Raw genomic sequence first — 25,250 nt, forward strand, 5'->3', positions numbered from 1 at the left:
ATCGTGCATCTGAATAATATAATAATGCAAATATCCGATTATTTTTCTTCTACTCCACAGGTTTTGTACATGATCCATAAATATTCTTCCATTGCGGTGAAATAATCTACCTACCCAAAAGATGATGTAAATTGTGAGTACAGAAAATAGCGCGTATGAAAGAATATTATAGTTCATCTTTTTAAATAATGAATTTGAATAATTTGATGAGTAAATCTGCTCTGTTGGAGGCAAATACCTTATTGGCGATTTTTTCTAATTGATCAGTAAGCTCCTGAATTTCCTTTACCGTATTGTGAAATTCTTTACCATCATCCGAAGTTTCCTTTTCCGTCGCAACAGTTATTTCTTTCAGAATATCCATTACAGGATCTAATTCTTTCTTCTTACGCATGATTGCAATTTTCATCGCCCATTTTAATACCTCTTTCTCGGCGACAAAATATTCTTTTCGATCTCCAGCGATATGCTTTTTGTAGACAATACCATAGTCTATCAATTGTCTGATACTCATATTTGCATTGCCGCGTGATATGACTAAAGTTTCCATGATTTCGTCTGTCGAAATAGGATTACTGCTGGACAGGAGTAAGGCGTGAACTTGTGCTACTGACTTATTGATTCCCCATTCGGAGCCCAATGCACCCCAGGTGTCTATAAATTGTTGTTTTGCTTCTTCGAGTTTCATGATATGATTTATTTGTATAATAGTATGCTTAATAATGAAATTGCTAATCCTGTAAAATATAGCGTTAGTATAGGCTTACTTAGTTTTTCTGTGAATCTACAACCTACCCCCCAAAAAAGTAAACCAACAATAGTCACTGGATAGGAAATAAAAGCTGCAATCAGAAACGACCAAATCCATCCGGTGATTAAAAACCAAATTCCACATATAATAGAAATTATGTGAAATATTAGACCGATTGTTTCTTTTCTCATTGTTGATATAATTCGTTATTCAAATATAATTATATTTTCTAAACTTTCAATAATTATTGAAAATAAAATAAATTAAATTTTCGTCAGTTCATCGTAATAAGGAAAAGTAAGGATTTATTAACGTGTGAATTGTATTACCTTTGCTGGCGATATGACAACAAAACTTTACAATCCATTTTTGGATTTCAAATTTGATAATACCACGTGTTTTTTGACTGGGAAGACGCTGGCTTCCGCTGATGAGAAGATTCAAGTATTTCCGGTTTGGATGATGCGTGCTTTTGAGTTGGAGGAGAAACCATTCAAATTATTGGATGAAAGTTTTGTGACGTACAAACAATTGCAACTGCCTTGTGCGGCAGATACTGCTTTTGCCTTTGAGCAGGTGGAATCGCAGGTGGAAACCGCTATGAATTTGGGATATGCTGTGGTAAAGGAGCTGTCACAAGAAACCTTATTTCATTGGGTAGCAAAGATTTTGTATGGGGTTGTGTTTAACGAGATTCAAGTAGGAATGCATCAAGCTGTATTGTCAGGAGAACCAATGAACTTCTCCCAGGCGTTAGTACATAAATTCCGCAATCTTCACGCGATGTTGCAGTCTATTTTGGTTCCTATGGAATTTGAGAATAAGAATCCATTTACGGTGCAAATTTTTGAAGTAGACAATGCGGAAGATACATTTTTGTATCGAGATGAGATCAATACATTAATTTTCTCCTTAAGAATGAAGGATTTTGCCATCATTGCTACAATGCAAGACAATGGTACAAATGCAATATATCACGAGGAAGTATTATCTAAAGTGGGTGGTAAAAAATTGCATCCGATTCAATTTGAAGAGATTTGCGCACGTTATTTCTATTCAGCTTATTTATTCAATCGCTTGCCCGAATATACCTACATGGAAACTCCTCAGAAAGTTTATGTAGAGCCTATGCCATTGAACGATTGGACACTCAAACCAATCTTCGACAATTGGGTAGTGAAAACCTATGGACAGGTATTGGAGAATTTTTGGAAACCTTGGGGTTTCATATTATTCGAAATTATTCAAAATCCTGAAAAACCGATGTCTTTTATCGAAGATGAAAAAGGAAATTTCAGGGAAAATATTGATTTAGCAAAAAACTAGATTTATTTTTTCTTACGTTTTGAATAATTTTGTCTAGGAGCGTATGCTGAAGGTTTTTTATTTGCTTGGGCTAGTTCTTGCCTTTTTGCTAGATTGTTGTAATAAACTATTAATGCAGATGGACCGATTACAGGCACAGTTAGCGCAACAAAAGTCAATACAAGCTGACCGCCAGTTGCATTTTTAGTTTTGAATAAACGAAAAAGCATGATTCCTGTCAGTGCTAAATGAATCAACAATACAATGTTCACGAGAAGTTCTTTGTCAATTTCCATAGGCTACAAAGATAATATTATAGACTATTTTAACACAAATTATATCTAACAAAAAAAGCTCACTGTTTTTGAAAACAGTGAGCTTCTTGATTATTATAAAAAATATCTTAAGCGTGAATATCTCTTTGAGATAATACTTTTGCGCCTAAATATTCTCTGTTTAATCTTGCGATATTTGTCAATTTGATACCTACTGGACATTCAGCTTCACAAGCACCTGTATTTGTACAGTTACCGAAACCTTCTGCATCCATTTGGTCTACCATTGCCTGAGCACGCTCGTAACGCTCTGTTTGACCTTGAGGTAATAATGCAAATTGAGAAACTTTTGCAGATACAAACAACATTGCAGAAGCATTTTTACATGCTGCTACACATGCTCCACATCCGATACAAGTAGCTGATTCGAAAGCTTCGTCAGCTACAACTTTAGGAATAGGAATTACGTTAGCATCAGGAACACCACCAGTATTTACATTTACATAACCACCAGCTTGTTGAATACGATCAAATGCTGTACGATCCACTGCTAAATCTTTCAACACAGGGAATGCGGCTGCTCTCCAAGGCTCGATAACGATAGTCTGTCCATCGTGGAAAGAACGCATGTGCAATTGACAAGTCGTAGTACCTTGGTTAGGACCGTGAGGACGACCATTAATTACTAATGAACACATACCACAGATACCTTCACGACAGTCGTGATCGAAATATATTGGGTCTTCACCCTTACGAGTCAAATCATCGTTAACGATATCAAGCATTTCTAAGAAAGACATATCATCAGCGATGTCTTTAGCTTGAATAGTCACGAATTGACCTGTTGATTTATCATTTTTTTGACGCCAAACTTTAAGCGTTAAATTCATGTGATTACTCATATCATTTAGTATTGAGTATTAAGTATTGAGTAATGGGATATATCTTGATTCTCATTACTCATTACTCGATACTATTTATAACTTCTTTGTGTTAACTTAACATTCTCGAAAACCAATTCTTCTTTGTGAAGAACTTCTGGTTGACCTTCGCCTTTGAATTCCCATGCAGCTACGTAAGCAAATTCTTCGTCATTACGTTTTGCTTCACCTTCCTCAGTTTGTGACTCAAGACGGAAGTGACCACCACATGATTCTGAACGATTCAACGCATCGTCTACCATCAATTCACCTAATTCGATGAAATCGGCTACACGACCAGCTTTCTCCAAAGACATATTCATTTCTTCGTTCTCGCCTAGTACATTTGCATTAGTCCAGAATTCTTTTTTCAAGTCTTGGATTAAGCCTTTCGCTTTTGTTAAGCCTTCCGCAGTACGTGCCATACCACAGTATTCCCACATGATGTGACCCAATTCTTTGTGAATATCATCTACAGTTTTAGTACCACGAAGTGCTAATAATTTGTTGATGTGATTTTCAACATCTTTACGTGTTTCTTCGAATGCAGGATGGTTTTTGTCAACAGGAGCGAAGCTTCCTAAGTTTGCTAAGTAATCACCAACAGTGTAAGGAATTACGAAGTAACCATCAGATAAACCTTGCATCAATGCCGAAGCACCTAAACGGTTAGCACCGTGATCAGAGAAGTTAGCTTCACCTAAACAGTATAAACCTGGTACAGTAGTCATCAAGTTGTAATCAACCCATACACCACCCATTGTGTAGTGAACAGCAGGGTAGATACGCATTGGTTGTTTATACGGATTCTCGTCAGTGATTTTGTGGTACATGTCGAATAAGTTACCGTATTTCGCACGTACAGTATCTTCACCCATACGGTTGATTGCATCTTGGAAATCCAAGAATACAGCGAAACCAGTTTTACCAACACCACGACCATCGTCAACCATTTCCTTTGCATTACGAGATGCAACGTCACGAGGTACTAAGTTACCGAATGAAGGATATTTACGCTCTAAGAAATAATCTCTATCATCTTCTTTGATATCAGCAGCTTTCAATTCTCCTTTACGAAGTTTCTCAGCTAATTCTTTTGTTTTAGGAACCCACACACGACCATCATTACGCAATGACTCCGACATCAATGTTAATTTTGATTGGTGGTCACCTGTAACAGGGATACAAGTAGGGTGGATCTGTGTATAACAAGGGTTAGCGAAGAATGCACCACGTTTGTGTGCTCTCCAAGAAGCCGTTACGTTACAGCCCATCGCGTTTGTAGATAAGAAGAATACGTTACCGTATCCACCTGTACACAATAATACCGCGTGACCTTCGTGCGCTTCAATTTTACCCGTTACCATATCACGTGTGATGATACCTCTAGCTTGACCGTCGATTTTCACTAAATCCAACATCTCATGACGTGTGTAAGATTTAACTTTTCCTTTGTGGATTTGACGATTCAATGCAGAGTATGCACCTAATAATAATTGTTGTCCAGTTTGACCACGCGCATAGAATGTACGTGATACTTGTGAGCCACCGAATGAACGGTTATCCAATAAACCACCGTACTCACGAGCGAAAGGAACACCTTGCGCCACACATTGGTCAATAATATTTACAGAGTTTTCTGCTAGACGGTGTACGTTTGCTTCACGCGCGCGGTAATCACCACCTTTGATAGTATCATAGAATAAACGGAAAACAGAGTCACCGTCATTTTGATAGTTTTTAGCTGCATTGATACCACCTTGTGCAGCGATAGAGTGCGCACGACGCGGTGAATCTTGGTAACAGAATGTTTTTACATTGTAACCTAATTCAGCTAAAGAAGCAGCTGCAGAAGCTCCTGCTAATCCTGTACCTACTACGATAATAGTAAATTTACGTTTGTTGGCAGGATTCACCAACTTCATGTTGAATTTATGTTTTGACCATTTCTCGGCTAATGGGCCTGCTGGTACTTTAGAATCTAACATATCTTTATTTTTAAATAGAGATTACAAACCTTTGAAAAAGAAATACAATGGCATTGCTGCGAATGCAATAGGGATAATCACACCGAATACCCAAATACCAACTGATTTTACGAATCCGATGTATCTTTTGTGGTTGAAACCTACTGTTTGGAATGCAGATTGGAAACCATGAATTAAGTGGAATGCCAATGCAGCCATTGCAACTAAGTACAATAATACGATGAATGGATTTTGGAAAGTAACAGCTACTTGTTTGTACAAGTCTTTAGTTTGGATTGTTTCCACACCATTGTTTACGAAAATCTTGTACCCGTCGTAATTTGAAGGAAGATCTTCAGAAGCAATAATTTGACGGTTTCCAGTAGCGATTTCCGTGTTGTACTCCACGTATGGTGTAGTACCGAATTTGTATTGGAACCAAAAGTGTTGCATGTGTGTAGCTAAGAATACTAAAATAATAGTACCTAAGATACCCATGTTGCGAGAATTCCATTTGCTGTTCGCGTTGCCTGCAGTTTGGTTGTAGCCAACTGGTCTCGCAGCCTTGTTCTTAGCTGTTAAGATTAATGCGTAGACAGCGTGAATAATAATAGAAGCATAAAGTAAGTATGAAACTACTTTGATCGGAGCGAAATTCGTCATGAAAAACGCGTAATTGTTGAATGCATAGCCTTCGTCATTCTGGAACAACTGTAAGTTACCAATCAAGTGAATTACCAGGAACGTACATAAAAATAGTCCTGTTAAGCTCATGATTAATTTCTTACCTAGAGAAGAACTAAATAGCGGCTTTGATTTACTACTCATTATCCTTTAATGTTTAAATTTTTCCTGCAAAAATACCTAATCATTTATTAAAATGACTTTAAACACATAAAAAAGATATAATTTAGAATTGTTCTAAGTAGCTTATTAAGGGTTAATTTTTATACGAAAAAAGCCATTAATCTAAATGATTAATGGCTAAGTTTTTCATTAGGTATCTTTACTTTTTTGTAACGATCAATTTGGCTTCGTCATTCCCTTCTGCTAAGTCAACGATTAAAGTATACGATTCATCTTGGTTAATAAGTTTACCTGTAAATAACCCAAGGTTTCCAGAATCCCTACCGTTAGTACCGTCACCTACGAAAATAATGTCACTATCAGTAGAAATCTGTTGGTGTTTGAATTCGCCTCCCCAACCTTTTTGATGGAAAAATTTGAAATTGATATAATCAGTATAGACAGTCACGTTTCCTATAATAGTGATCTGGTATCTTTTGTTCCCGATAGGAGCCATGCACAAAGCTTTATCCGTATTCCATCCCACATGATTATTTGAGACTTTTGGTTTGCCGATACCATCGCCAATAATCCATAGTGCGCCTGTACCATCTGCATTTAAAGTGGCTAAGTTGTTGCCATTCATAGCTTCTACATTCAAATATTTATGCGTGAAATCAGCAGTAATACGGTATTTACCATTTATTACATTACTCGTGATTTTTCCAGATTGATCTTTATTAAAGTAATCTGAATCTATCCACCATTCGTCAAAATTTTCAATACCGTCAATTCGAATTTCATCACCTTTATTGAGGTTGATATCTGCTCTGTACTGATTATCGTTTACTCTATTGAAGATAGTTCCATTAATTGCGTAAGCAATAATAAATGGAGATGCCTCATAGGTCAATGTATTGAAATCGATAGTGTAGGTAGTTGAAGATGAATAAGAAAAAGGTATTTCTGCATTACTGCCTAATTGAACTTCATTATTTACCCATCCAAAAATCATTTCGTTGCCATAAGTCCCAACTTTTGGTGCTTTAAGATAACCTTTTACAGCATGTGGTAAATTTTGGGTTAGTGCATAATGATTATCTGCAACCTTAAGTAATTTATATGTTGTAGTACTCGTTATAAGATCCAAATACGGGAAATCAGGACGTGCTAAGGGCAAATCCACATCTTTTACCGTAATTTTTTGACTTATATTTTGCAAAACAAAACGTAATGTAGCATTTCCATTAGGTATATCTTTAAGAAATGGAATGAATATTTTGCCGTTATAATTTCCGTTTTCTTTTGTACGTATTATTGTTTCAGAAACCATGTCGTCCGTGAAAAACAATTGAACTTTCAATGTGGACAAGGGAATGTCACTATCCATTACATCAACATCAAAAGCTAGGCTATCTCCAAAAAGGGCTGAAGTAACTTCGTTTTTCAGGGTAATAGTAGGATTTCCGATTTGGTATTCATATTCTTTCTCCGTTTTACACGAATAAAGAAGCGTGTGGAATACCAAAATACTAAAGAGATATTTTGTTATATGCTTCATAATCTTAGTTTTTCCATTTGTAAGAAACTACTGATTTGGCTGGGATCTCGTAAGAGAAATGGTTATTACCATCACTTAAAGTCACTTTTTTAGCTTCATTTAAATCATTTAGCACTACGAAAGCTAACGAATTGTCGGTGTTTTGAAATGCAGCATATTCTAATCCGTCTACTTTATATCCTGTAGTATTGACTCTATAAGCTCCAGGTTTTACCACTGAAGAAAGATGACTTGTGACATAATAATGTGAGTTTCTAGTAAAGTGTGCGTAGTTTTTGCTGTTGATATCTACAGCGCCATAACAGGTTTGGCATCCGCCATCACGATTTGGTCCTTTCTCGGTGTCCAATACAAGATTCCACACAATGACAGCTTTACTCCAATTATTTACAGTTCCTAAACCAACTTCTTTCATGTCCTCAGTTAGACGTTTTTGTAAATTGCGACCATCATTCCATTCGCCGATGGAAGTTTCTGTAAATACCAATTCCTTGTCTGGACGTGCGTTATGAATATTTAACAACTCAGATTTGTCACCGCCATAATTGTGGTAAGCTGCACCCGTAATATAAGCTGCTGCCGCAGGATCTTGGTAAATATTTAATGGATAAGATTTTTGATCTTCGATGTTATCATAATTGTAATTGTGGTCAAAAGCATAAATCTTAGTATTCAAGTTCGCACTTTTCAATTGTGGTCCCAATGATTGCTTGATAAACTCTTGTTGCTCTTGCCAAGTCATATACATGGAAGCTGAATTTCCACGATTTAATGGCTCATTTTGGATGGTCACAGATGTGACAGGAATTCCTTCTTTCTCCATTGATTTAATCCATTCCACAAAATACCAACCGTAATCTTGGTAATGTTTTGGATTCAATTGTCCACTTGTCCATGAATTGAAAGGTGCTAAGCTGGTCAAATTATTAACTTTCATCCAGCGTGGAGCTGTCCATGGCGAACCCATGATTTTCAATTTTGGATTAATAGCCAATATTTCTTTTAATACAGGAATAACATAATTTTTCTCTTCGGATTGCAATCCAAAATTCTCTTTTCCTGGTGTGTCCCAACAGGTATATTCACTCAACGAAAAATCCGAACAGCCAATCGAAATGCGCACATAGCTCATGCCATATCCGTTTTCATCCGAAAATGTTTCGGTAAGAAATTTGGTTCTGTCTTCCTGAGACATCTTCATCAAATTGTAACACGTAGAACCAGTTATAGCAGCACCAAAGCCTTCCATAGTTTGGAATTTTGTGTCTTTATCTATGTGGATCGTGTTTGGTGACATATTGAATTTTGTGCTAAAATCAACATGTAATTTCGTTAAGTCGTAAGCTTTGTTATTTGTGGTTACATAGAGCGTAACATCTCCTTTGGTGTCACCATTAGTTTCATTTGTTGAAGATGGAGTAAAACTGTCTTGCTGGCATCCTATAGAGGACAATAGTACAGACAATAGAAATAATTGCATCATATGTTTATAATTTGAGCGTTTCATAATAATTTATTTTAATAACCTGGATTTTGGATTAGGTTAGGATTCTGGTCAATTTTCGATTGTGGAATTGGAAGTCTATAAGAAAATTCATTAAATGGATAAACCAAAGGCTTGCGTCCCGAATCTTTGGCAAATACCGTATTCATAACTTCTTCTACTTTATTCAATCGCACTAAATCAAACCAACGTTGGCCTTCAAAAGCTAATTCTAGTCTTCTTTCTTTAAGCAAAGCTTTCAACATACTTTCTTGATTCGCTTTATCAGCGGATGTCAACTGTGGTAACGATACACGTTGTCTTACTTTGTCAATGATATCGGCTGCCGCTGAAAGATTAGGACTTGATTGCATGATTAATGCTTCTGCTTTGAGTAATAAAATGTCAGCGTATCTGATTTTGATGATACTACTCATTCCTGATCTCAATTTAAACATGAATGGATAATTGGATGAAGGATAATAGTTGCTCCATGTAGTCGTGTAGTACACGATGGATTGGTTCATTCGAATATTGTCACCTTCATTTTGATAAGCTTGTATCAAATCTCTCGAGGGCGTAACCCATTTGGCCCAAGTAAAATTCACATCATAATTTGATAAATCGCGACCAAACATCCAACTCGCCCAATTTCCTGCGCCTGGAAAAAACTGTGCTTCAAGTATAGATTCTCTTGTATTTCGTTGCAACACATCTTTATTGTCAGCTGTTAATTGGTAAACATCTGCATAACTCGGATTCAAGTCAAAACCATCTTGAGCCAGAGCGTCTGCGTATTGAATAACCTTTGCGTAATCTTGAATAGGCTTTTCAGCATAGATTTTTGCTAATAAGGCTTTAGCTACAGATTTTGAAAAACGCGTTTTGTCTGTTGGAGCGTTATCTGGTGCATTCGCTAATCCATCGAGCAAATCTGCTTCAATTTGTTTATATGCTTCCTCCTCAGTACTTTGTTTTGGAAAATATTGAGGATATACTTCCGATACGTTTTCGGAGGTGATATCTGGTGCAACCGTCATCACAACTGGTATAGAACCATAAATCCGCACCATATCAAACAAAACCAATGCTCTGAAAATTTTTGCTTGCGCCTTGTATGAACTTATTAATGCTGGGCTTAAAGAATTGTCTGCTACACTGTCTATATATACTATTAGTCGGTTTGCACGGGCGATATCTTCTAAATAGCGTTGCCAATCACGTTCAATAACAGAATTTGAGCCTTCGATAGAATTATTTTCAAAAGGTACTACTTCAGCGCCAGTTGTTCCTGCGTAAGCATTGTCGCTATGTGCATCAGAAATTAACAATAAATCCAAGTGCCAATGTTCTTGTCTATCTTTTAACTGTTGATACAATGAGTTTAAATAATTATCAACTGCTGCTCTATCTCTAAATACTATATTCTGACCCTGTTCATTTTCACCTTCGGTAACATCCGAAAAAGAATCCAATGGATCTCGGTTGAGCGAGCAAGACCATGTAAGCGTACATGAGAGTATTAAGGCGGTAAATGTTCTAAAATATGTTTTCATGTTCTTACGATTTAAAATTCAAGATTCAGACCTACTACGAATGAACGGCTGTGTGGGTACGTTCCCCAATCAATTCCTTGCACACTGCCACTATCTCCCCATTGATTTACTTCGGGATCCATTCCTGTATATTTTGTCAAAGTCAACAAATTGCTAGCAGAGAAATAAGGCTGTAATTTTGAGAATCCAATTTTTCTAAGTTTTTCAGCTGTAATATTGTAACTCAATGAGATGTTTTTCAATCTTAAATAACTGCCATCTTCGATGAAATACGTAGAATTCTTGATGTCATAACCAGCTTTGGGAATATGAGTAATCTGTCCAGGGATTTTCCAACGGTCAAGTACTTTGGTGATTTGGTTTTTACCATCATACATTCCTTCCATTTCGATACGACTCGAATTGTAGATATCGTTGCCATATGAGCCTTGTAGAAATACACTCAAATCAAAATTTTTGTAAGAAAAATTATTTGTCATACCGTAGGTGAATTTTGGATTTGGATCACCAATATAAGTTCTGTCAGAAGAAGATATTTTGCCATCATTGTTCAAATCTCTGTACATCAATTCACCAGTCTCTGGATTTACCCCGTCCGAAATATATCCATAAAACCCACCAAGAGATCGACCAGGCTCATTTCTTACAACATAGTCGTTTACAATTTCAGAAGTTTTAGCTGCATAATAAATCTTTTGAAGCTCTAATTTGTCCAATCGATTCTTGTTGAAAGAAATATTAAAATCTGTATCCCATGTTAAGGCTTTGCGAATGTTTTTTGTTCCTATAGTAGCTTCAAAACCTTTGTTGGTCATTTCGCCTTCATTTCTACGAATAGAACTAGCGATCTGTCCATCAGGCAATGTCGCATACATCAACATATCGGTAGTCTTCTTGTGGTAATAGTCCAATGTCACGGATAATCGATTGTTCAAACCAACAAAGTCAATACCCAGATTAGATTGTGTGGTTGTTTCCCAACGTAAATCTTTTGTTCTAAGGTTGCTTGGACTAATGTTTGGTACAGCATTTTCGAAACCGACTTGAAACCATTGAAATCGTTCGATATTGTACAATTGCAAGTATGCATAATCGCCTAAACCTGATTGATTACCTGTCTGTCCCCAGCCACCACGAATTTTTAAGTCATCAACCCAAGTTTGATCTTCCATGAACGATTCTGATGATAATCTCCAAGCTGCTGATAATGAAGGAAAATACCCCCAACGATTGGAGGGGCTAAGTTTAGACGAGCCGTCTGCGCGCATATTGACGGTCAATAGGTATTTGCTGTCATAATTATACATTGCACGAGCGAAATAGGACATAATTGCCCAATCTGAAGCACCGCTTCCTGTTCCATTCCATGAGATTTTATTCGCAGCATTTAATGTTTGGATCAGCTCATTACGAAAGTGTGATCCACTGATATAACTGTTTGTGTATTTGGAGTCAGTCCACGAGTTACCCACCATGAAATCTACATTATGCTTGTCGTATTGTTGAGTATAATTTAATGTATTATCCCAGACAATCAAGGTGTTCATGTTTCGAGCATCCGAGGCTGTTCCGAATTGGCTACGTCCCCAAGCAGAAGTTATCGGATCAAGAAAGGTTGTATTCAAGCCATTTCTACGATCTAAGGTTAAAGCTGTTTTGAAGTTAAGATTTTCCGTAAATGTGATTAATGCATTTCCGGATGCCAATAATCTATTTTCTCTATTCTTATTAAATTTACCACGACTAAGATTTTCTAAGGGGCTGGTAATATTACCAATACCATAGAAGTTGTTGTAGTATTGATTTGGATTCTCTGGATCCCAAATAGGAGCGTAGACAGGTGTATTGATTACGGATAGCACTACACCACCGCGATTAGCTCCAGTCCCTGAAATAATTCCGTTATCGTTATAATCCGAATAATTGATGTTTGCAGAAATTTTAAGCCAATCACGAACCTGATTGTCAATATTTCCTCTGAAATGATAACGTTTAAAATAGGAGCTTTCTAAAATACCATTATCGCCTACATAACCAGCAGATAAGTAGTATTTTAGCTTTTCTGTACCGTCAGAAATGGACAGTTGGTAATTTTGTTGAATACCAGTATTATACGCTTCCTTAAACCAGTCCGTATTATCTTTCAAACCGTTCGGAAGATTGACAAGACCTATCTCATCCTGTAATTCTTTATATTGTTCCGTATTCAATACTTGGAAAGAATTGCTAACGATGTTAGACGTATATTGCGCGTTAAGACCAATTTTTGCAACTCCAGATTTCCCAGATTTGGTGGAAATGAGCACAACGCCATTTGCTGCTCTTGATCCATATATTGCTGCTGAAGAGGCATCTTTCAATATTTGGATATCCTGAATATCATTAGGAGCTAAAAATTTGATATTGTCCACCGGAACTCCATCCACTACATATAGGGGAGAGTTGCTGGCGTTGAATGAGGTCGTACCTCTTACACGAATGGACATTTCGCCTCCAGGAGCACCACTTGGTTGTGTTACAGATACACCCGCGGCTTTACCTTGTATCGCTTGACCTACGTTGACAATTGGTCTTTTTTCCAAATCTTTTGTCGATACGGAAGAAATTGCTGTCGTCACATCCTTTCTTTTTACACTACCGTAACCAATTACTACAACATCTTCTAGATTATTAATTTGCTTAATTAATGCAATGGTAATGTTCGATTCATTTGCAGTAAAAGTATAGGTTTCGTAATTCAACGAGCTTACTTGCACTTCCGCATTTACAGGCACATTGATTTCAAATAAACCTTCGCTGTTGGATGAGGTTTTTGATGTTCCATTTTTCGTGGAAATGGTTGCTCCAGGAATTGCATATTGATTCTCCGCATCAATAATTTTTCCTTTGATCAATCTGGTCTGTTGTGCGTACACAGATTGCGCATGTATTACCAATAATAGCAATACAATAACATTAAATAATGGTATTTTTCTTTTCATAAATTGTGATGTAAATATGAATTGGTTATCAATTACAGTCTGCACTGTATGGCATAAAAGATTCCTTCTTTATGCTTCGATAAAATTAGTTATACTATATTTCATTAGAAACAGGATGAAGTACATAAGTACTTCGTTTTTATTTTAATGAATTGATAGTTAGTGTTTTGTTGTTTTTGGGCGCCTAAAAAAAGTACCTTTTAAGTTTATTTTCTATTGATGTTTCCAATGTTTTTGACGAGATTTTCAAATTCATCACGGTTTCCAATGGCTTTATTTCTGACCTTTGTTCGGTAATTGTATACCGTCCGTAAAGAATAGCGAAGGAAGCTAGCAATCTTCACACTGTCATCAATACCGAGTCGAATAAGCGCAAATATCCTTAATTCTGTATTTAAGAGTTCTCCTTTTTTAGGAATAATGATTTCGTCTGAGCGCAACAATTTATTGAAGTCATTAATAAATGATGGATATAAATTCAAAAATATCGAGTCAAAATTATGGTATAATTCGGCGACTTCTTCTTCTATGACCTTAGTTGATTTTAAATCTGCCAATAGCTCATTAATAAGTTGATTGTTTGCTTTTTTGAGCATACCTTTTCGCATAGTGTCTATCTTCTCAATGTAAGAGGAACACATGTCAAAAAATTGTGCGATATATTCTTCTTTGATATGATTGGATTCAGCCAATTGAATATTGCTGTTATATATCTGCTGATTCATCGCTATTAATTGACTATTTGTCTCAGAAAGCTGGGATTTAATAGCTTTTAATTTGTTGAATTGTTTTACAATAAAAAAAATTCCACCTATCAGAATTAGTGACAGTATACTAATAAGGATAAGATTAATTGTCAATTTTCTGTTTTGGTCATTGATCTTCTTTTGGTAGGAGTAATTTATAATTGGATAGAAGGTAGTTCCTTCTATAATTCGGTAACGTACATTGCAGAATATGGCATCTCGAATGGCTTTGTCTATAAGTATGAAAGCTCTATCAAAATCTCCAGATCCATAATAAAACATCGCTAAATCCTGGAGTGATGCATTGTCTTTATTTGCATTTTTTACGTCAGCGATAGCAGATTTTATGAGGTAATATTTTTGAAGCTCTGCGTTATTTTCCTGTTTGTATCCAATTCCTAATAAATATGCAATTATCGCGACTTGATGATTGTCGTTTATATTTTCGTTCAATAAAAACTTTAGTTCGTCGATAGCTTGTGCGCGATTTCCAGAAAACAGTTTTTTTGTCGCATTTTCAATTTTATACAAAAGTTGATTTGTGTCTAAGCAACTTATCAACGAGTCTCTGTAAATTTCACTTAATCTGTAAAATTCATTGTTGTTATTACTTTGTCCATAATGGCTGTAAAAAGAGCCGTATGTTTGGTAATACTTGGGTAATATAGCTTTGGCTATTTTAGTTTTATTGATTGATTTAAGAATATTTATTGCTTCTATGTATCGGCCTGTGGTAGAATATAAAGCTGCTAGATCGAGATCCAAAATCGTGTGAAGGGAATCATCTTGAGGAGTTAGCAATTTTTTGCAATATTGAATGTAATTCAGTGAAGAATCAGATTGAAACTTAGCGTATTGCGTCGCTATTTTGTAATTTATTGCATAAGATTCATTTCTGTCAAGATATTTTCCAGTTCGTAATTGTTGCTTTAGGTTATCTATGTCATCTAATCTTATTCTATGGTAGTATTCTCCTTTATTTATAGCATTATCTAATTCTTTCTCAAGACTTTGAAGGTCCTGAGATAATACGAACGAAGGAATGAATACAAAAATTAATAAAATAAGCTTAATCATAAGTATAGGTATCTACAGCTATTATCAGATAGATTCAAAGTTTGAATATAGATATTACAGCCATAATAAAAACAAAAAAGCGCAAAATATTTGCGCTTTTTACTCTTTATAAATATATGTACCTTAAAATAAGCTATAGCCTACACTAATAGTCCAAAGATTTAAAGTTTGTTTTCCTGCAGTTTCATTTCTGCTAATATTACCTAAGCCATATTCATAACGTAAATCAACAGCAAAATTGCCGAAATCAACGCCAGTACCTGCAACCACAGCAGCGAATTTGTCTTTGTAATTTTTAACACCATCATCTAGCGTTGTATTTACATTGTCTTTATAGGAGTTTTCTTCATCTACTACAAATGAGAATAATGGACCAGCTTGAAGCTTTAATTTAACAGGACCAACAGGAAATTTAGTTCCTAATAAAATAGGCACATCTATATTTGTAAATTTAATATCCCCTTTAACTAGATCAGAAGGTGCTACATCAGCTTCAGGATGGATTGTTGCACTTTTGCTTGTGAAATATGCTTCCGGTTGGATGTGAAACTTGCTGCCACCGATTCTTCCCCAGATACCCGCTAAATATCCGACGCTGTTGTCATTATTAAAAATATTCTTGTCAGTCTCTAATTTAGCTACGTTAAAGCCGGCTTTAATACCAAGTTTCAAATCTTGAGCTTGTGAAGTAGTGACGAAAGCGCATGTTGCGATTAATGCCAATAATATTGTTTTTTTCATATAATAAATGTTATTTTAGACCATCAAAATTATAAATTCATTCACTAAATTATGTCAATCCTTAAAATTACAAATTCTGATTGGGAAATTCTTAAAATAAAGCTTCAACGTAAGTATAATCACTTATCTGCAGAAGATCTATCTTATAATGAGGGCGAAGAAAATTTATTGATCAACAGATTAGCGAAACGTTTGAAACGTACGCAGGAGTATGTTATCTTCACGCTCTCAAAGCAGTTAGCAGATTTGACTAGTAATAGATTGTAACAAGTCATATGGAAATTAGTTGGGCTGATTTTGAAAAAGTTGATTTACGCGTAGGGACTATTCTTGACGTACAAGATTTTCCATCAGCGCGCAAACCAGCATATCAGTTGCAAATTGATTTTGGTGAAGCAATAGGAATTCGTAAATCGAGTGCGCAAATAACAAAGCATTATACGAAGGAAGAATTGTTCGGAAGACAAATTTTGGCTGTAGTGAATTTTCCGAAGAAACAAATCGGAAAATTTATGTCCGAATGTTTAGTTACAGGTTTTGCTGACGAAAATGGCGACATTGTGTTGACAAGTGTAGAACGAAAATTGCCAAATGGGGCAAAATTAATATAATCTAATCTATTGTGCATTAATAGTTATTTGTCATCCTTAAGCTAGCTGAAGGATCTTTACATAAATACTGATAGATGTTTCGACTACGCTCAACATGACATAAATGTAGATTGATAGATTTATTGTACAAGGAATTAATTTAGTATGCTAATATATAATTTTGAAGAGGGAGCAGAAAGTATCAATGTAGATGAAATCTACATGAAAGAAGCTTTCAAGCTTGCTCAAAAAGCTTATGAAGAAGATGAAGTGCCGATTGGTGCTATTATTGTAAGTCAAGGAAAAATAATTGGGAAAGGTTATAACCTAACCGAACGACTTAACGATGTGACGGCGCACGCTGAAATGCAAGCCTTCACCGCTGCCGCAAATTTTCTAGGTGGAAAATATCTGAAAGATTGTACATTGTATGTCACTGTCGAGCCATGCGTGATGTGTGCGGGTGCTTCCTACTGGACACAGATATCACGAATTGTATATGGAGCAAAAGATGAAAAGCGTGGTTACGCCTCTATCAATCCAAAAATTATTCATCCCAAAACACAACTTACTACTGGTGTATTAGAAGCGGAATGCAGTGCTTTGATGAAGCGTTTTTTTCAAAGTAAACGCTAAATTTTTCCACAAAATGGCATTAAAATGAAACATTACGACGTACGAATTGTTATATTCGTATTGTCTTTTAATATTAAAATTCGATAATTTAAAATTAAGTAACTATGGCATTTGAATTAGAAGCGTTACCATACGCAAATGACGCATTAGAACCTCATATTGATAAAGATACGATGGAAATCCATCACGATCGTCACCACCAAGCTTATGTAGATAATTTGAACAAAGCTATTGCTGGTACGGACGCAGAAAATGCTTCATTAGAAGATATCTTGGCAAATATTAGTAAATACCCTGCTGCTGTTCGTAATAATGGTGGTGGTCACTATAACCACAAATTGTTTTGGTCTATCTTAGGTCCAAATGCAGGTGGTGAGCCTACAGGTGAATTAGCTGATGCTATTAATGCAACTTTCGGTTCTTTCGCAGAATTAAAAACACAATTACAAAACGCTGGTGCTACCCGTTTTGGTTCGGGTTGGTCTTGGTTGATCGTTACAGCTGATGGTAAATTAGCGGTTACTTCTACACCAAATCAAGATAATCCATTGATGGATGTAGCAGAAGTAAAGGGTTCGCCTATCTTGGGTATTGATGTGTGGGAGCACGCATACTACTTAAAGTATCAAAACAAACGTCCAGCTTATTTAGATGCAATCTTCAATGTTATCAATTGGGATGCAGTTGCAGCAAATTACGCAGCAGCTAAATAATTTGTATATCTTATACAAGATTTGAAGGCGACATCTTAGTATGTCGCCTTTATTGTTTAAATTGGAGGTAGTATGAAATCATTTAGTTTTATCATATTAAGTATATTTTTATGCAGCGCCTTTTCTTGTCGAAGCAAATCGAAAATGCATAAGGAATACGTAAAAGTAGAAAGAAGTCAAATGGAAAATAGAGAAGTAGCCATCTTAGCGGGTGGGTGTTTTTGGTGTGTAGAAGCACCATTATTGTTGTTGGAAGGTGTAGACACGGTGGTCTCAGGATATATTGGCGGGCACACAGAAAATCCAACCTACGCGCAAATCAGTACAGGAAATACTGGACATGCAGAAGCGGTAAAGGTAACTTATGACACGACGAAAATTACTTTTGATGAATTGTTGGAAGTATTCTTTACGATGCACGATCCTACGCAATTAAACCGTCAAGGAAATGATGTGGGCACACAATATCGTTCAGCAATATTTCCTGTGAACAAAGTGCAGGATGAGAAATCTCGTTATTACATCGAAGAGCTAAATAAATCAGGTGCTTTTGAAAGACCTATTGTTACGACTATCGAATTTGCAGACATATTTTATCAGGCAGAAGATTACCACCAAAATTATTACAACAACAATCCAAATGAGATGTATTGCCAATTGGTAGCTCGTCCAAAAGTAGAAAAAGTGAAGAAAGTGTTCGCGAATAAACTAAAGAAGAAGTAGATTCGACGCATGAAACCGATTCAATTTACCGTTTCTGTTTACGGCGAAGGTGTTTTTGCTGTTTTAGAGGATAAAAAGGAAAATTTTTATAATTATTATCATCGCCATGATGAGGCGCAGGTGACTTATATCCTGCGTGGTAAAGGAACGATAATGGTCGGTAATGTCATGCAGTCTTTTCAGTCGGGTGATATTTTTGTATTAAAGCCTAATGAACCGCACATGTTTGACCGTGAAGTTGAAGCAGAAGAGGAGAAAGGAGACATTCACGCCATTCACATCTTTGTGAATCTCGAGCGGATGAAAAAATTATATCACATTCCGGAATTTGAGTCAGTGCGCGATTATTTGAATGAATTGCATACCTCAAAAATGTTGGATCGTTCGATTTCCGAATCTATGATGCATTTCTTTACCAATCTCATGGTAAAGACGGGGATGCCACGTTTTACAGAATTTTTGCAACTGTTACACGCTCTGACGCAACACCGTCATGATGCGGTTTCATTGTATTCTGGTGTGCGTGATATGAGTTATTCGGACAAAGATGGTGTACGCATCTCTCAGGTTTACAAATATACTTTCGACAAATATCAAGAAGATATTTCTGTGGATCAAGTGGCTTCACTAGTGCATATGACGCCAACTTCGTTTTGTAAATTTTTTAAGAAGCATACGATGAAAACATACATCACTTTTTTGAATGAAGTCCGTATTGAGAAAGCGTGTCAAATCTTATTAAACAATAAATCAGAAAATATTGCTGAAGCGGCTTTTCAAGTTGGCTTTAACAATATTGTACATTTCAATCGCGTTTTCAAAGCGATAACTAAAATGTCTCCTAAAAAATATATTCAAGCGCATAGCGTAGAGATGTAAGTTTAGCAATTTAAACTTTTGATTCAAGAAAGCGCGAAATTCAAAGCTTCATAAAATAATAAGAGAATCCTCCTAACTTCGGAATAATTAATTATACTTTCATTTCGAACGAAGCGTAGCAAAGTGAGAAATCTAAAGACATGAGGATTTTAATTTCTTATTTTCTACTTCTAGTCTCTTCATAGACTTCTCTGTCGAAGTGACAAATACATACTACGTATTTTTAGATAGCGGTTTTTACTTTTAAATTTACTTTTTTAACTTAAATTAGCTTGCAATTCGATAAAATCCAATAACTTATCTATTGAAATGATAGAATATGTTTATTGATGGATAAATAGGGTAAAGCGCTCTTAAGGCTTTCTATGTAAATTTACATCAAATAAATACGATTATGTTAAAAGGATTTTTCAATGTTCCGGCTCCAATTAACGAGCCCGTATATTCATACGCTCCAGGTACCAATGAGCGCGCATTATTGAAAGCTGCAATTGCTGAAGCAAGAGCGCAAGAAATTGATGTTCCAATGTACATTGGTTCGGAAGAAGTTCGCACGGAGAATAAAGCAAAACTTACACCTCCGCACGATCACCAACATGTATTGGGTTATTATTCTCAAGGTACAAAACAACATGTCACGGATGCAATCAATGCGGCTTTGGCTGCTAAAAATGATTGGGAAAATCTTCCTTGGGAGCAACGTGCTGCTATTTTCTTGAAAGCTGCAGAGTTAATCTCTACAAAATACCGTTATAAATTAAATGCGGCTACGATGTTGGGTCAATCGAAAAACCCTTATCAAGCTGAAATCGATTCAGCATGTGAAATCATTGATTTCTTACGTTTCAACGTAAAATACATGTCTGAAATATACCAACAACAACCTCCAGCAAATAGCAAAGGTATATGGAACCGATTAGAGCAACGTCCTTTAGAAGGTTTTGTTTTTGCTTTGACACCATTCAACTTTACAGCGATTGCGGGTAACTTGCCTACATGTGTGGCGATGATGGGTAATGTGGTTGTATGGAAACCATCGAACACACAGATTTATTCAGCTAATGTATTGATGCAAATCTTCAAAGAAGCTGGTCTTCCTGACGGTGTTATCAACTTAGTATATGTTTCTGGTCCTGACGCTGGTGATGTTATTTTCAAACATCCAGATTTCGCGGGTATCCACTTTACAGGTTCTACAGGTGTATTCCAAGATATTTGGAAAACTATTGGCGAGAATATTCATTTGTACAAAACTTATCCACGTATCGTAGGAGAGACAGGTGGTAAGGATTTTATCGTAGCACATTCTTCAGCAGATATCAAAGTATTGAATACAGCTTTAGTTCGTGGTGCTTTCGAATTCCAAGGACAAAAATGTTCGGCTGCTTCACGTGCTTACATTCCAAAATCATTATGGGGTGATTTAAAAGACTTGATGGAAGCGGATATCAAATCATTCAAAATCGGTGGGACAGAAGATTTCTCTAACTTCATCAATGCCGTTATTGATGAGAAAGCTTTTGACAAAATCACAAAATATGTCCACAGAGCGAAAGAATCTGCTGATGCAGAGGTGGTAATTGGTGGTGAATATGATAAATCAAAAGGTTATTTCATTCACCCAACAGTTATCTTGGCGAAGACTCCTGATTACGAAACATTATCAGAAGAATTGTTTGGCCCTGTATTAACTATCTATGTTTACGAGGACGAGAAATTCGAAGAAACATTGAAATTAGTTGATTCTACGTCGATTTATGCGTTGACAGGATCCATTATCGCACAAGATCGTTACGCTATCGACCAAGCTACACATGCATTACGCAACGCTGCAGGTAATTTCTACATCAACGATAAATGTACAGGAGCAGTCGTTGGTCAACAACCATTCGGCGGAGCGAGAGGTTCTGGTACAAACGATAAAGCGGGTTCGATGATCAACTTATTACGTTGGGTTTCTCCACGTACGATTAAAGAAACATTTACTCCAGATACGGATTATAGATATCCATTTTTATCTGAAGAATAATATATATTAGATGGTTGATTAGGTTGTAAAGCTTCGAGATTTTCTCGGAGCTTTTTTTGGTGTGCCCGGCATGGGCGATAACTCTAGGGTGCAAGTCCCGAACACGCCATTACAGTTGGAAGTGTTAGCCGAAGGCAAGGGTGTCCACCGTGAGGTGGAATCTGAAGGAAGCCTCAGGCAAATTCTCGGTCTGACGGACAGAAACTACATATAAGGCCTACGATGCTGGATGAGGTTGCAACACAAACTAAAGTCCTATACTGTACAGAAGCATCAAGGTAAATGTAGCAGACACATGAGATGAAAGTTATCGTTCTTACCCGGGGAGATCTCACAGACTTGTGGAAGTTTTTTTTTCAGAAGCAAGGAGTAAAGCTAGCTGTGAGAAGTCAGCCGATTTCGTAGTACTTGCTTACGGCAAAGCAAGGAAGGAATGAACCTTAAGTTAGTGATCAATACATGAGAATTACCTAATGAGAGGAAGAATGCAGAAAATTGGTAACGTTTATCAACCTGGTCACAAAAGAATAGGGCGGAACCCGAATGCTATGTGGGAGGGCAGACTTTTATTAGGATGATTGAAAAGAACCTCACAGACACAAACACACGAGTAGATGAACTGTTAGAACAACTTCTTGACCGTCAGAACCTAAATGCTGCCTATGTACAAGTTGTCGGTAATGGTGGTGCTGGAGGTATCGATAAGATGGGCGTCGAATCCCTTGTGGATTATCTTAGAGAGCATAAGGAGAAACTTTTAACATCCATCAAACAAGGGAGTTACTACCCTTCTGCAGTAAGACGTGTTGAAATTCCTAAAGACAATGGGTCAACGCGAATGCTGGGCATCCCAACAGTAGTTGATCGGCTCATCCAGCAGGGCATTAGTGAAATCCTGACACCAATCTACGAACCTGAATTCAGTGACCACAGCTATGGTTTTCGTCCGGGTCGCAACGCGCATCAAGCGCTTCTCAAATGCAAGGCATACATTCAACAGGGGTATAATTATTCCGTAGACATGGACTTAGAGAAGTTCTTCGATACGGTGAATCACATGAATCACAGTAAACTGATTGAATTATTATCACGCACGATCAAAGATGGAAGACTGATCTCACTTATCCATCGATACTTGAGAGCAGGTGTAGAAATAAACGGAAGGACTAAAGTAACTACAGAAGGTGTACCTCAAGGAGGCCTACTAAGCCCACTTTTGAGCAATATTATGCTTGATGAACTGGACAAAGAACTGGAATCTCGAGGACACAAATTTGTACGTTACGCTGATGACCTTATGATACTTTGTCGTAGTAAACGGAGTGCCTCACGGGTTATGGAATCGATCACAAAATTTGTTGAAGGTAAGCTGATGCTTAAAGTCAATAAAGAGAAAAGCGTCGTTCGTCATGTATCCAAGATTAAATTTCTAGGCTATAGTTTCTACAATTACAGAGGGGAGTCGCGCTTACGTATTCACCCTAAAAGTCTAGGGAAGATGAAAGCTAGGATTAAAGGACTAACGGGCCGCAGTCGAGGTTGGAGCGATGAACAGCGAATTCTCTACTTGAGGGAATACCTCACAGGCTGGATGCACTACTTTAAACTCGCGGACATGGGTAGTAGTCTCCGGGATATGGATAAATGGTACCGTCGTAGGTTACGTATGGTCAAATGGAAACAATGGAAACGAATCAAGACTAAAATCACGAACCTGGTGCAACTAGGCGTGAGTAAGTACAAGGCGTATGAATGGGCCAACACAAGGAAAAGTTACTGGCACACAGCAAAAAGCTGGATACTGACAACAACCCTTTCCAACGACTATCTTAAACACCTGGGATACCCATCTTTACTGGCAGAATACAAGCGAGTTTGTGTTACAACTTAGGGAAGCGCCGTATACCGAACGGTACGTGCGGTGCTGTGGAAGGTCGGAACGGGAATTAATCCCGTTCCTCCTATCCGATTTTTTTAAGACAAAATTTCTATATTATCAGTTTAAAATATTAGTTTAGTATATCAATCAATTCACCCGTAATACATCTTTATATGTTTTTAAAATTGCTTCGATTAGAATGGAAATCATTTTTTAGATCGGCGAATGTGGGAAAAGGTTTGGCAGTCAAGTTTTTTTTAGGATTCTTGGGGATATATTTTTTAGCAATATTTATACTTCTTGGCTTTGGACTTTACTTCGCGATACAAGAATTATATCCAAACGAAGAACCTATTTTATTTGTCAATAATTTCCTCTTGCTGTGGTTGTTATTTGAATTTATGCTGCGGTTTGTGTTACAAAATCTACCAGTAATAAATGCAAAGTCTTTGCTAACACAGCGTGTTGAACGCCAAAAAATCGTTCATGTACTACTCGCGAAATCATTGTTTTCATTCTATAATCTGTTGACATTAGTTACAGCGGTACCCTTTATTAGTATCTGCATAGTAAATACAGACTATTCTATATTTTCTTTATTGTCGTGGTTAATAGGATTAATGGGATTCGTGTTGACGATTAATTACCTCAACTTTTGGGTGCAACGTAGGTTTTCTACTAATTTAAAAGCACTGGTTCCATTTATTGTTCTATGCTTAGCGTTATATGCATTGGAGCATTTTGGGATTTTTTCCATCACGAATTTATTTGGAAGTTTCTTTAATTTGATTTTAAATTATCCAATAGTAGGACTACTACCTTTGGGTATAGTCGTGTTGAGTTATTTGTTGACGTTCAAAGATGTACGAGCGAATTTATATTTAGATGCCTATTTGGATAGTAAACAAAAAACGTATCAAGCTTCGGATTTAAGTTGGACAAATCGTTTCGGTGATTTGGGACCATTTCTTCAGTTGGATTTAAAATTGTTGTGGCGCAATAAGCGTGCGAAGACAGCACTCTACGTTAGTTTAGGATTTTTGCTGTATGGTCTATTGTTTTATACCAATCCACAATACGAAGATTCAACTATGCTTGTTTTTGTGGGTATCTTTATGACGGGAATGTTCATCATCAATTTTGGACAGTTTATTCCTGCATGGGATAGCTCTTATTTTCCATTGTTCCAAACAAGGCCCGTCACGATGAAAAATTACTTGGAAGCAAAAGCTTTGTTGATGTATGGGTCTATTCTTATTTTAACGATTTTGAGCACGCCTTATGTGTATTTTGGTTGGGATAAAATGTTTCTGAACGTATCTTGTGCGATTTATAACGCAGGTGTAAATATTCCAATTTTATTGGCTTTTGGTGCGTACAACCGCAAATATATTGATCTATCGAATGGCAATATGTTTAATTATCAAGGGATAGGTGCTGCACAATGGTTGGTAAGTATACCGCTCCTCATTATTCCAATTGTAATATGGTTTTCTATAAAAACTTTTGTAGATGAACATACTGCGAATTTTGTACTTATTGGATTTGGCTTGGTGGGATTATTACTACGAAAAGTAATTATCAACGGTCTCGTAGAGATGTATATGAGCAATCGTTACAAAATGTTAGAAGGTTTTAAACAAAGAGGATAA

Annotated in this window: 22 protein-coding genes; 10 read left to right on the forward strand and 12 right to left on the reverse strand. The window is 36.6% G+C overall.

Annotation, left to right across the window (positions count from 1 at the left end; genetic code table 11):
* Positions 1-181: 181 nt before the first annotated feature.
* Positions 182-688 carry a GbsR/MarR family transcriptional regulator gene (locus GOQ16_RS14685; RefSeq protein WP_160069977.1) on the reverse strand — a complete coding sequence of 169 codons (507 nt, stop codon included), beginning with the start codon at positions 686-688 and terminating at the stop codon, positions 182-184.
* An 8-nt stretch (positions 689-696) separates the two neighbouring features.
* On the reverse strand, positions 697-942 hold the full coding sequence (locus tag GOQ16_RS14690; protein ID WP_160069978.1) for a hypothetical protein: 246 nt from the start codon (positions 940-942) through the stop codon (positions 697-699).
* A 151-nt stretch (positions 943-1,093) separates the two neighbouring features.
* Between GOQ16_RS14690 and GOQ16_RS14695 the strand changes: the two genes are divergently transcribed.
* Positions 1,094-2,077, forward strand: a complete 984-nt coding sequence (locus tag GOQ16_RS14695; RefSeq protein WP_160069979.1) for a hypothetical protein — start codon at positions 1,094-1,096, stop codon at positions 2,075-2,077.
* A 2-nt stretch (positions 2,078-2,079) separates the two neighbouring features.
* Here GOQ16_RS14695 and GOQ16_RS14700 read toward each other — a convergent pair whose 3' ends face one another.
* From GOQ16_RS14700 to GOQ16_RS14745, 10 genes are all read right to left on the reverse strand, one after another.
* The gene (locus tag GOQ16_RS14700; RefSeq protein WP_160069980.1) at positions 2,080-2,352 is read right to left on the reverse strand and encodes a hypothetical protein; all 273 of its coding nucleotides are present in this window, start codon (positions 2,350-2,352) and stop codon (positions 2,080-2,082) included.
* A 107-nt stretch (positions 2,353-2,459) separates the two neighbouring features.
* The gene (locus GOQ16_RS14705; RefSeq protein WP_204987492.1) at positions 2,460-3,233 is read right to left on the reverse strand and encodes a succinate dehydrogenase/fumarate reductase iron-sulfur subunit; all 774 of its coding nucleotides are present in this window, start codon (positions 3,231-3,233) and stop codon (positions 2,460-2,462) included.
* A gap of 71 nt (positions 3,234-3,304) precedes the next feature.
* Positions 3,305-5,239 carry a fumarate reductase/succinate dehydrogenase flavoprotein subunit gene (locus GOQ16_RS14710; RefSeq protein ID WP_149914507.1) on the reverse strand — a complete coding sequence of 645 codons (1,935 nt, stop codon included), beginning with the start codon at positions 5,237-5,239 and terminating at the stop codon, positions 3,305-3,307.
* A gap of 21 nt (positions 5,240-5,260) precedes the next feature.
* Positions 5,261-6,046 (reverse strand): succinate dehydrogenase cytochrome b subunit, encoded by a 786-nt coding sequence (locus GOQ16_RS14715; protein WP_160069981.1) that lies wholly within the window; start codon positions 6,044-6,046, stop codon positions 5,261-5,263.
* A gap of 178 nt (positions 6,047-6,224) precedes the next feature.
* Positions 6,225-7,565 carry a DUF5125 domain-containing protein gene (locus tag GOQ16_RS14720; protein WP_160069982.1) on the reverse strand — a complete coding sequence of 447 codons (1,341 nt, stop codon included), beginning with the start codon at positions 7,563-7,565 and terminating at the stop codon, positions 6,225-6,227.
* Positions 7,566-7,569: 4 nt separating this feature from the next.
* On the reverse strand, positions 7,570-9,072 hold the full coding sequence (locus GOQ16_RS14725; RefSeq protein WP_160069983.1) for an endo-1,6-beta-glucanase: 1,503 nt from the start codon (positions 9,070-9,072) through the stop codon (positions 7,570-7,572).
* Positions 9,073-9,083: 11 nt separating this feature from the next.
* Positions 9,084-10,604, reverse strand: coding sequence for a RagB/SusD family nutrient uptake outer membrane protein (locus GOQ16_RS14730; RefSeq protein WP_160069984.1), 1,521 nt, complete (start codon positions 10,602-10,604; stop codon positions 9,084-9,086).
* 11 nt (positions 10,605-10,615) lie between these two features.
* Positions 10,616-13,585 (reverse strand): SusC/RagA family TonB-linked outer membrane protein, encoded by a 2,970-nt coding sequence (locus GOQ16_RS14735; protein WP_160069985.1) that lies wholly within the window; start codon positions 13,583-13,585, stop codon positions 10,616-10,618.
* A gap of 206 nt (positions 13,586-13,791) precedes the next feature.
* Positions 13,792-15,408 carry a SusR family glycan utilization regulator gene (gene susR, locus GOQ16_RS14740; RefSeq protein ID WP_160069986.1) on the reverse strand — a complete coding sequence of 539 codons (1,617 nt, stop codon included), beginning with the start codon at positions 15,406-15,408 and terminating at the stop codon, positions 13,792-13,794.
* A 123-nt stretch (positions 15,409-15,531) separates the two neighbouring features.
* Positions 15,532-16,149 carry a porin family protein gene (locus tag GOQ16_RS14745; protein ID WP_160069987.1) on the reverse strand — a complete coding sequence of 206 codons (618 nt, stop codon included), beginning with the start codon at positions 16,147-16,149 and terminating at the stop codon, positions 15,532-15,534.
* 51 nt (positions 16,150-16,200) lie between these two features.
* Between GOQ16_RS14745 and GOQ16_RS14750 the strand changes: the two genes are divergently transcribed.
* From GOQ16_RS14750 to GOQ16_RS14790, 9 genes are all read left to right on the forward strand, one after another.
* The gene (locus tag GOQ16_RS14750; protein WP_149914499.1) at positions 16,201-16,416 is read left to right on the forward strand and encodes a hypothetical protein; all 216 of its coding nucleotides are present in this window, start codon (positions 16,201-16,203) and stop codon (positions 16,414-16,416) included.
* Between the two features lie 8 nt (positions 16,417-16,424).
* Positions 16,425-16,760, forward strand: a complete 336-nt coding sequence (locus GOQ16_RS14755; RefSeq protein WP_160069988.1) for a tRNA-binding protein — start codon at positions 16,425-16,427, stop codon at positions 16,758-16,760.
* 144 nt (positions 16,761-16,904) lie between these two features.
* A complete protein-coding gene (locus tag GOQ16_RS14760) occupies positions 16,905-17,375 on the forward strand; it encodes a nucleoside deaminase (RefSeq protein WP_160069989.1) in 471 nt (156 codons plus the stop codon).
* Positions 17,376-17,479: 104 nt separating this feature from the next.
* Entirely contained in the window at positions 17,480-18,088 is a 609-nt protein-coding gene (locus GOQ16_RS14765) for a superoxide dismutase (RefSeq protein WP_160069990.1), read from the forward strand.
* A 144-nt stretch (positions 18,089-18,232) separates the two neighbouring features.
* A complete protein-coding gene (gene msrA, locus GOQ16_RS14770) occupies positions 18,233-18,811 on the forward strand; it encodes a peptide-methionine (S)-S-oxide reductase MsrA (RefSeq protein ID WP_240141057.1) in 579 nt (192 codons plus the stop codon).
* A 9-nt stretch (positions 18,812-18,820) separates the two neighbouring features.
* Positions 18,821-19,690, forward strand: coding sequence for an AraC family transcriptional regulator (locus GOQ16_RS14775; protein ID WP_160069992.1), 870 nt, complete (start codon positions 18,821-18,823; stop codon positions 19,688-19,690).
* A 394-nt stretch (positions 19,691-20,084) separates the two neighbouring features.
* Positions 20,085-21,719, forward strand: a complete 1,635-nt coding sequence (gene pruA, locus GOQ16_RS14780; protein ID WP_160069993.1) for an L-glutamate gamma-semialdehyde dehydrogenase — start codon at positions 20,085-20,087, stop codon at positions 21,717-21,719.
* Between the two features lie 574 nt (positions 21,720-22,293).
* On the forward strand, positions 22,294-23,610 hold the full coding sequence (gene ltrA / locus GOQ16_RS14785) for a group II intron reverse transcriptase/maturase (protein WP_160069994.1): 1,317 nt from the start codon (positions 22,294-22,296) through the stop codon (positions 23,608-23,610).
* A gap of 161 nt (positions 23,611-23,771) precedes the next feature.
* On the forward strand, positions 23,772-25,250 hold the full coding sequence (locus tag GOQ16_RS14790; protein WP_160069995.1) for a DUF5687 family protein: 1,479 nt from the start codon (positions 23,772-23,774) through the stop codon (positions 25,248-25,250).

Origin of the sequence: Sphingobacterium bovisgrunnientis (assembly GCF_009829085.1) — a bacterium.
GTDB lineage: Bacteria > Bacteroidota > Bacteroidia > Sphingobacteriales > Sphingobacteriaceae > Sphingobacterium > Sphingobacterium bovisgrunnientis.

Bases quoted from the DNA above. Each gene is read 5' to 3' on its own strand.
- GOQ16_RS14760 (WP_160069989.1), top strand. From the start codon at position 16,905: ATGCTAATATATAATTTTGAAGAGGGAGCAGAAAGTATCAATGTAGAT.
- GOQ16_RS14735 (WP_160069985.1), bottom strand. From the start codon at position 13,585: ATGAAAAGAAAAATACCATTATTTAATGTTATTGTATTGCTATTATTG.
- GOQ16_RS14690 (WP_160069978.1), bottom strand. From the start codon at position 942: ATGAGAAAAGAAACAATCGGTCTAATATTTCACATAATTTCTATTATA.
- GOQ16_RS14700 (WP_160069980.1), bottom strand. From the start codon at position 2,352: ATGGAAATTGACAAAGAACTTCTCGTGAACATTGTATTGTTGATTCAT.
- GOQ16_RS14765 (WP_160069990.1), top strand. From the start codon at position 17,480: ATGGCATTTGAATTAGAAGCGTTACCATACGCAAATGACGCATTAGAA.
- GOQ16_RS14685 (WP_160069977.1), bottom strand. From the start codon at position 688: ATGAAACTCGAAGAAGCAAAACAACAATTTATAGACACCTGGGGTGCA.
- ltrA (WP_160069994.1), top strand. From the start codon at position 22,294: ATGATTGAAAAGAACCTCACAGACACAAACACACGAGTAGATGAACTG.
- GOQ16_RS14790 (WP_160069995.1), top strand. From the start codon at position 23,772: ATGTTTTTAAAATTGCTTCGATTAGAATGGAAATCATTTTTTAGATCG.
- msrA (WP_240141057.1), top strand. From the start codon at position 18,233: ATGCATAAGGAATACGTAAAAGTAGAAAGAAGTCAAATGGAAAATAGA.
- GOQ16_RS14775 (WP_160069992.1), top strand. From the start codon at position 18,821: ATGAAACCGATTCAATTTACCGTTTCTGTTTACGGCGAAGGTGTTTTT.
- GOQ16_RS14730 (WP_160069984.1), bottom strand. From the start codon at position 10,604: ATGAAAACATATTTTAGAACATTTACCGCCTTAATACTCTCATGTACG.
- pruA (WP_160069993.1), top strand. From the start codon at position 20,085: ATGTTAAAAGGATTTTTCAATGTTCCGGCTCCAATTAACGAGCCCGTA.
- GOQ16_RS14695 (WP_160069979.1), top strand. From the start codon at position 1,094: ATGACAACAAAACTTTACAATCCATTTTTGGATTTCAAATTTGATAAT.
- GOQ16_RS14750 (WP_149914499.1), top strand. From the start codon at position 16,201: ATGTCAATCCTTAAAATTACAAATTCTGATTGGGAAATTCTTAAAATA.
- GOQ16_RS14755 (WP_160069988.1), top strand. From the start codon at position 16,425: ATGGAAATTAGTTGGGCTGATTTTGAAAAAGTTGATTTACGCGTAGGG.
- GOQ16_RS14715 (WP_160069981.1), bottom strand. From the start codon at position 6,046: ATGAGTAGTAAATCAAAGCCGCTATTTAGTTCTTCTCTAGGTAAGAAA.
- GOQ16_RS14725 (WP_160069983.1), bottom strand. From the start codon at position 9,072: ATGAAACGCTCAAATTATAAACATATGATGCAATTATTTCTATTGTCT.
- GOQ16_RS14745 (WP_160069987.1), bottom strand. From the start codon at position 16,149: ATGAAAAAAACAATATTATTGGCATTAATCGCAACATGCGCTTTCGTC.
- susR (WP_160069986.1), bottom strand. From the start codon at position 15,408: ATGATTAAGCTTATTTTATTAATTTTTGTATTCATTCCTTCGTTCGTA.
- GOQ16_RS14710 (WP_149914507.1), bottom strand. From the start codon at position 5,239: ATGTTAGATTCTAAAGTACCAGCAGGCCCATTAGCCGAGAAATGGTCA.
- GOQ16_RS14705 (WP_204987492.1), bottom strand. From the start codon at position 3,233: ATGAGTAATCACATGAATTTAACGCTTAAAGTTTGGCGTCAAAAAAAT.
- GOQ16_RS14720 (WP_160069982.1), bottom strand. From the start codon at position 7,565: ATGAAGCATATAACAAAATATCTCTTTAGTATTTTGGTATTCCACACG.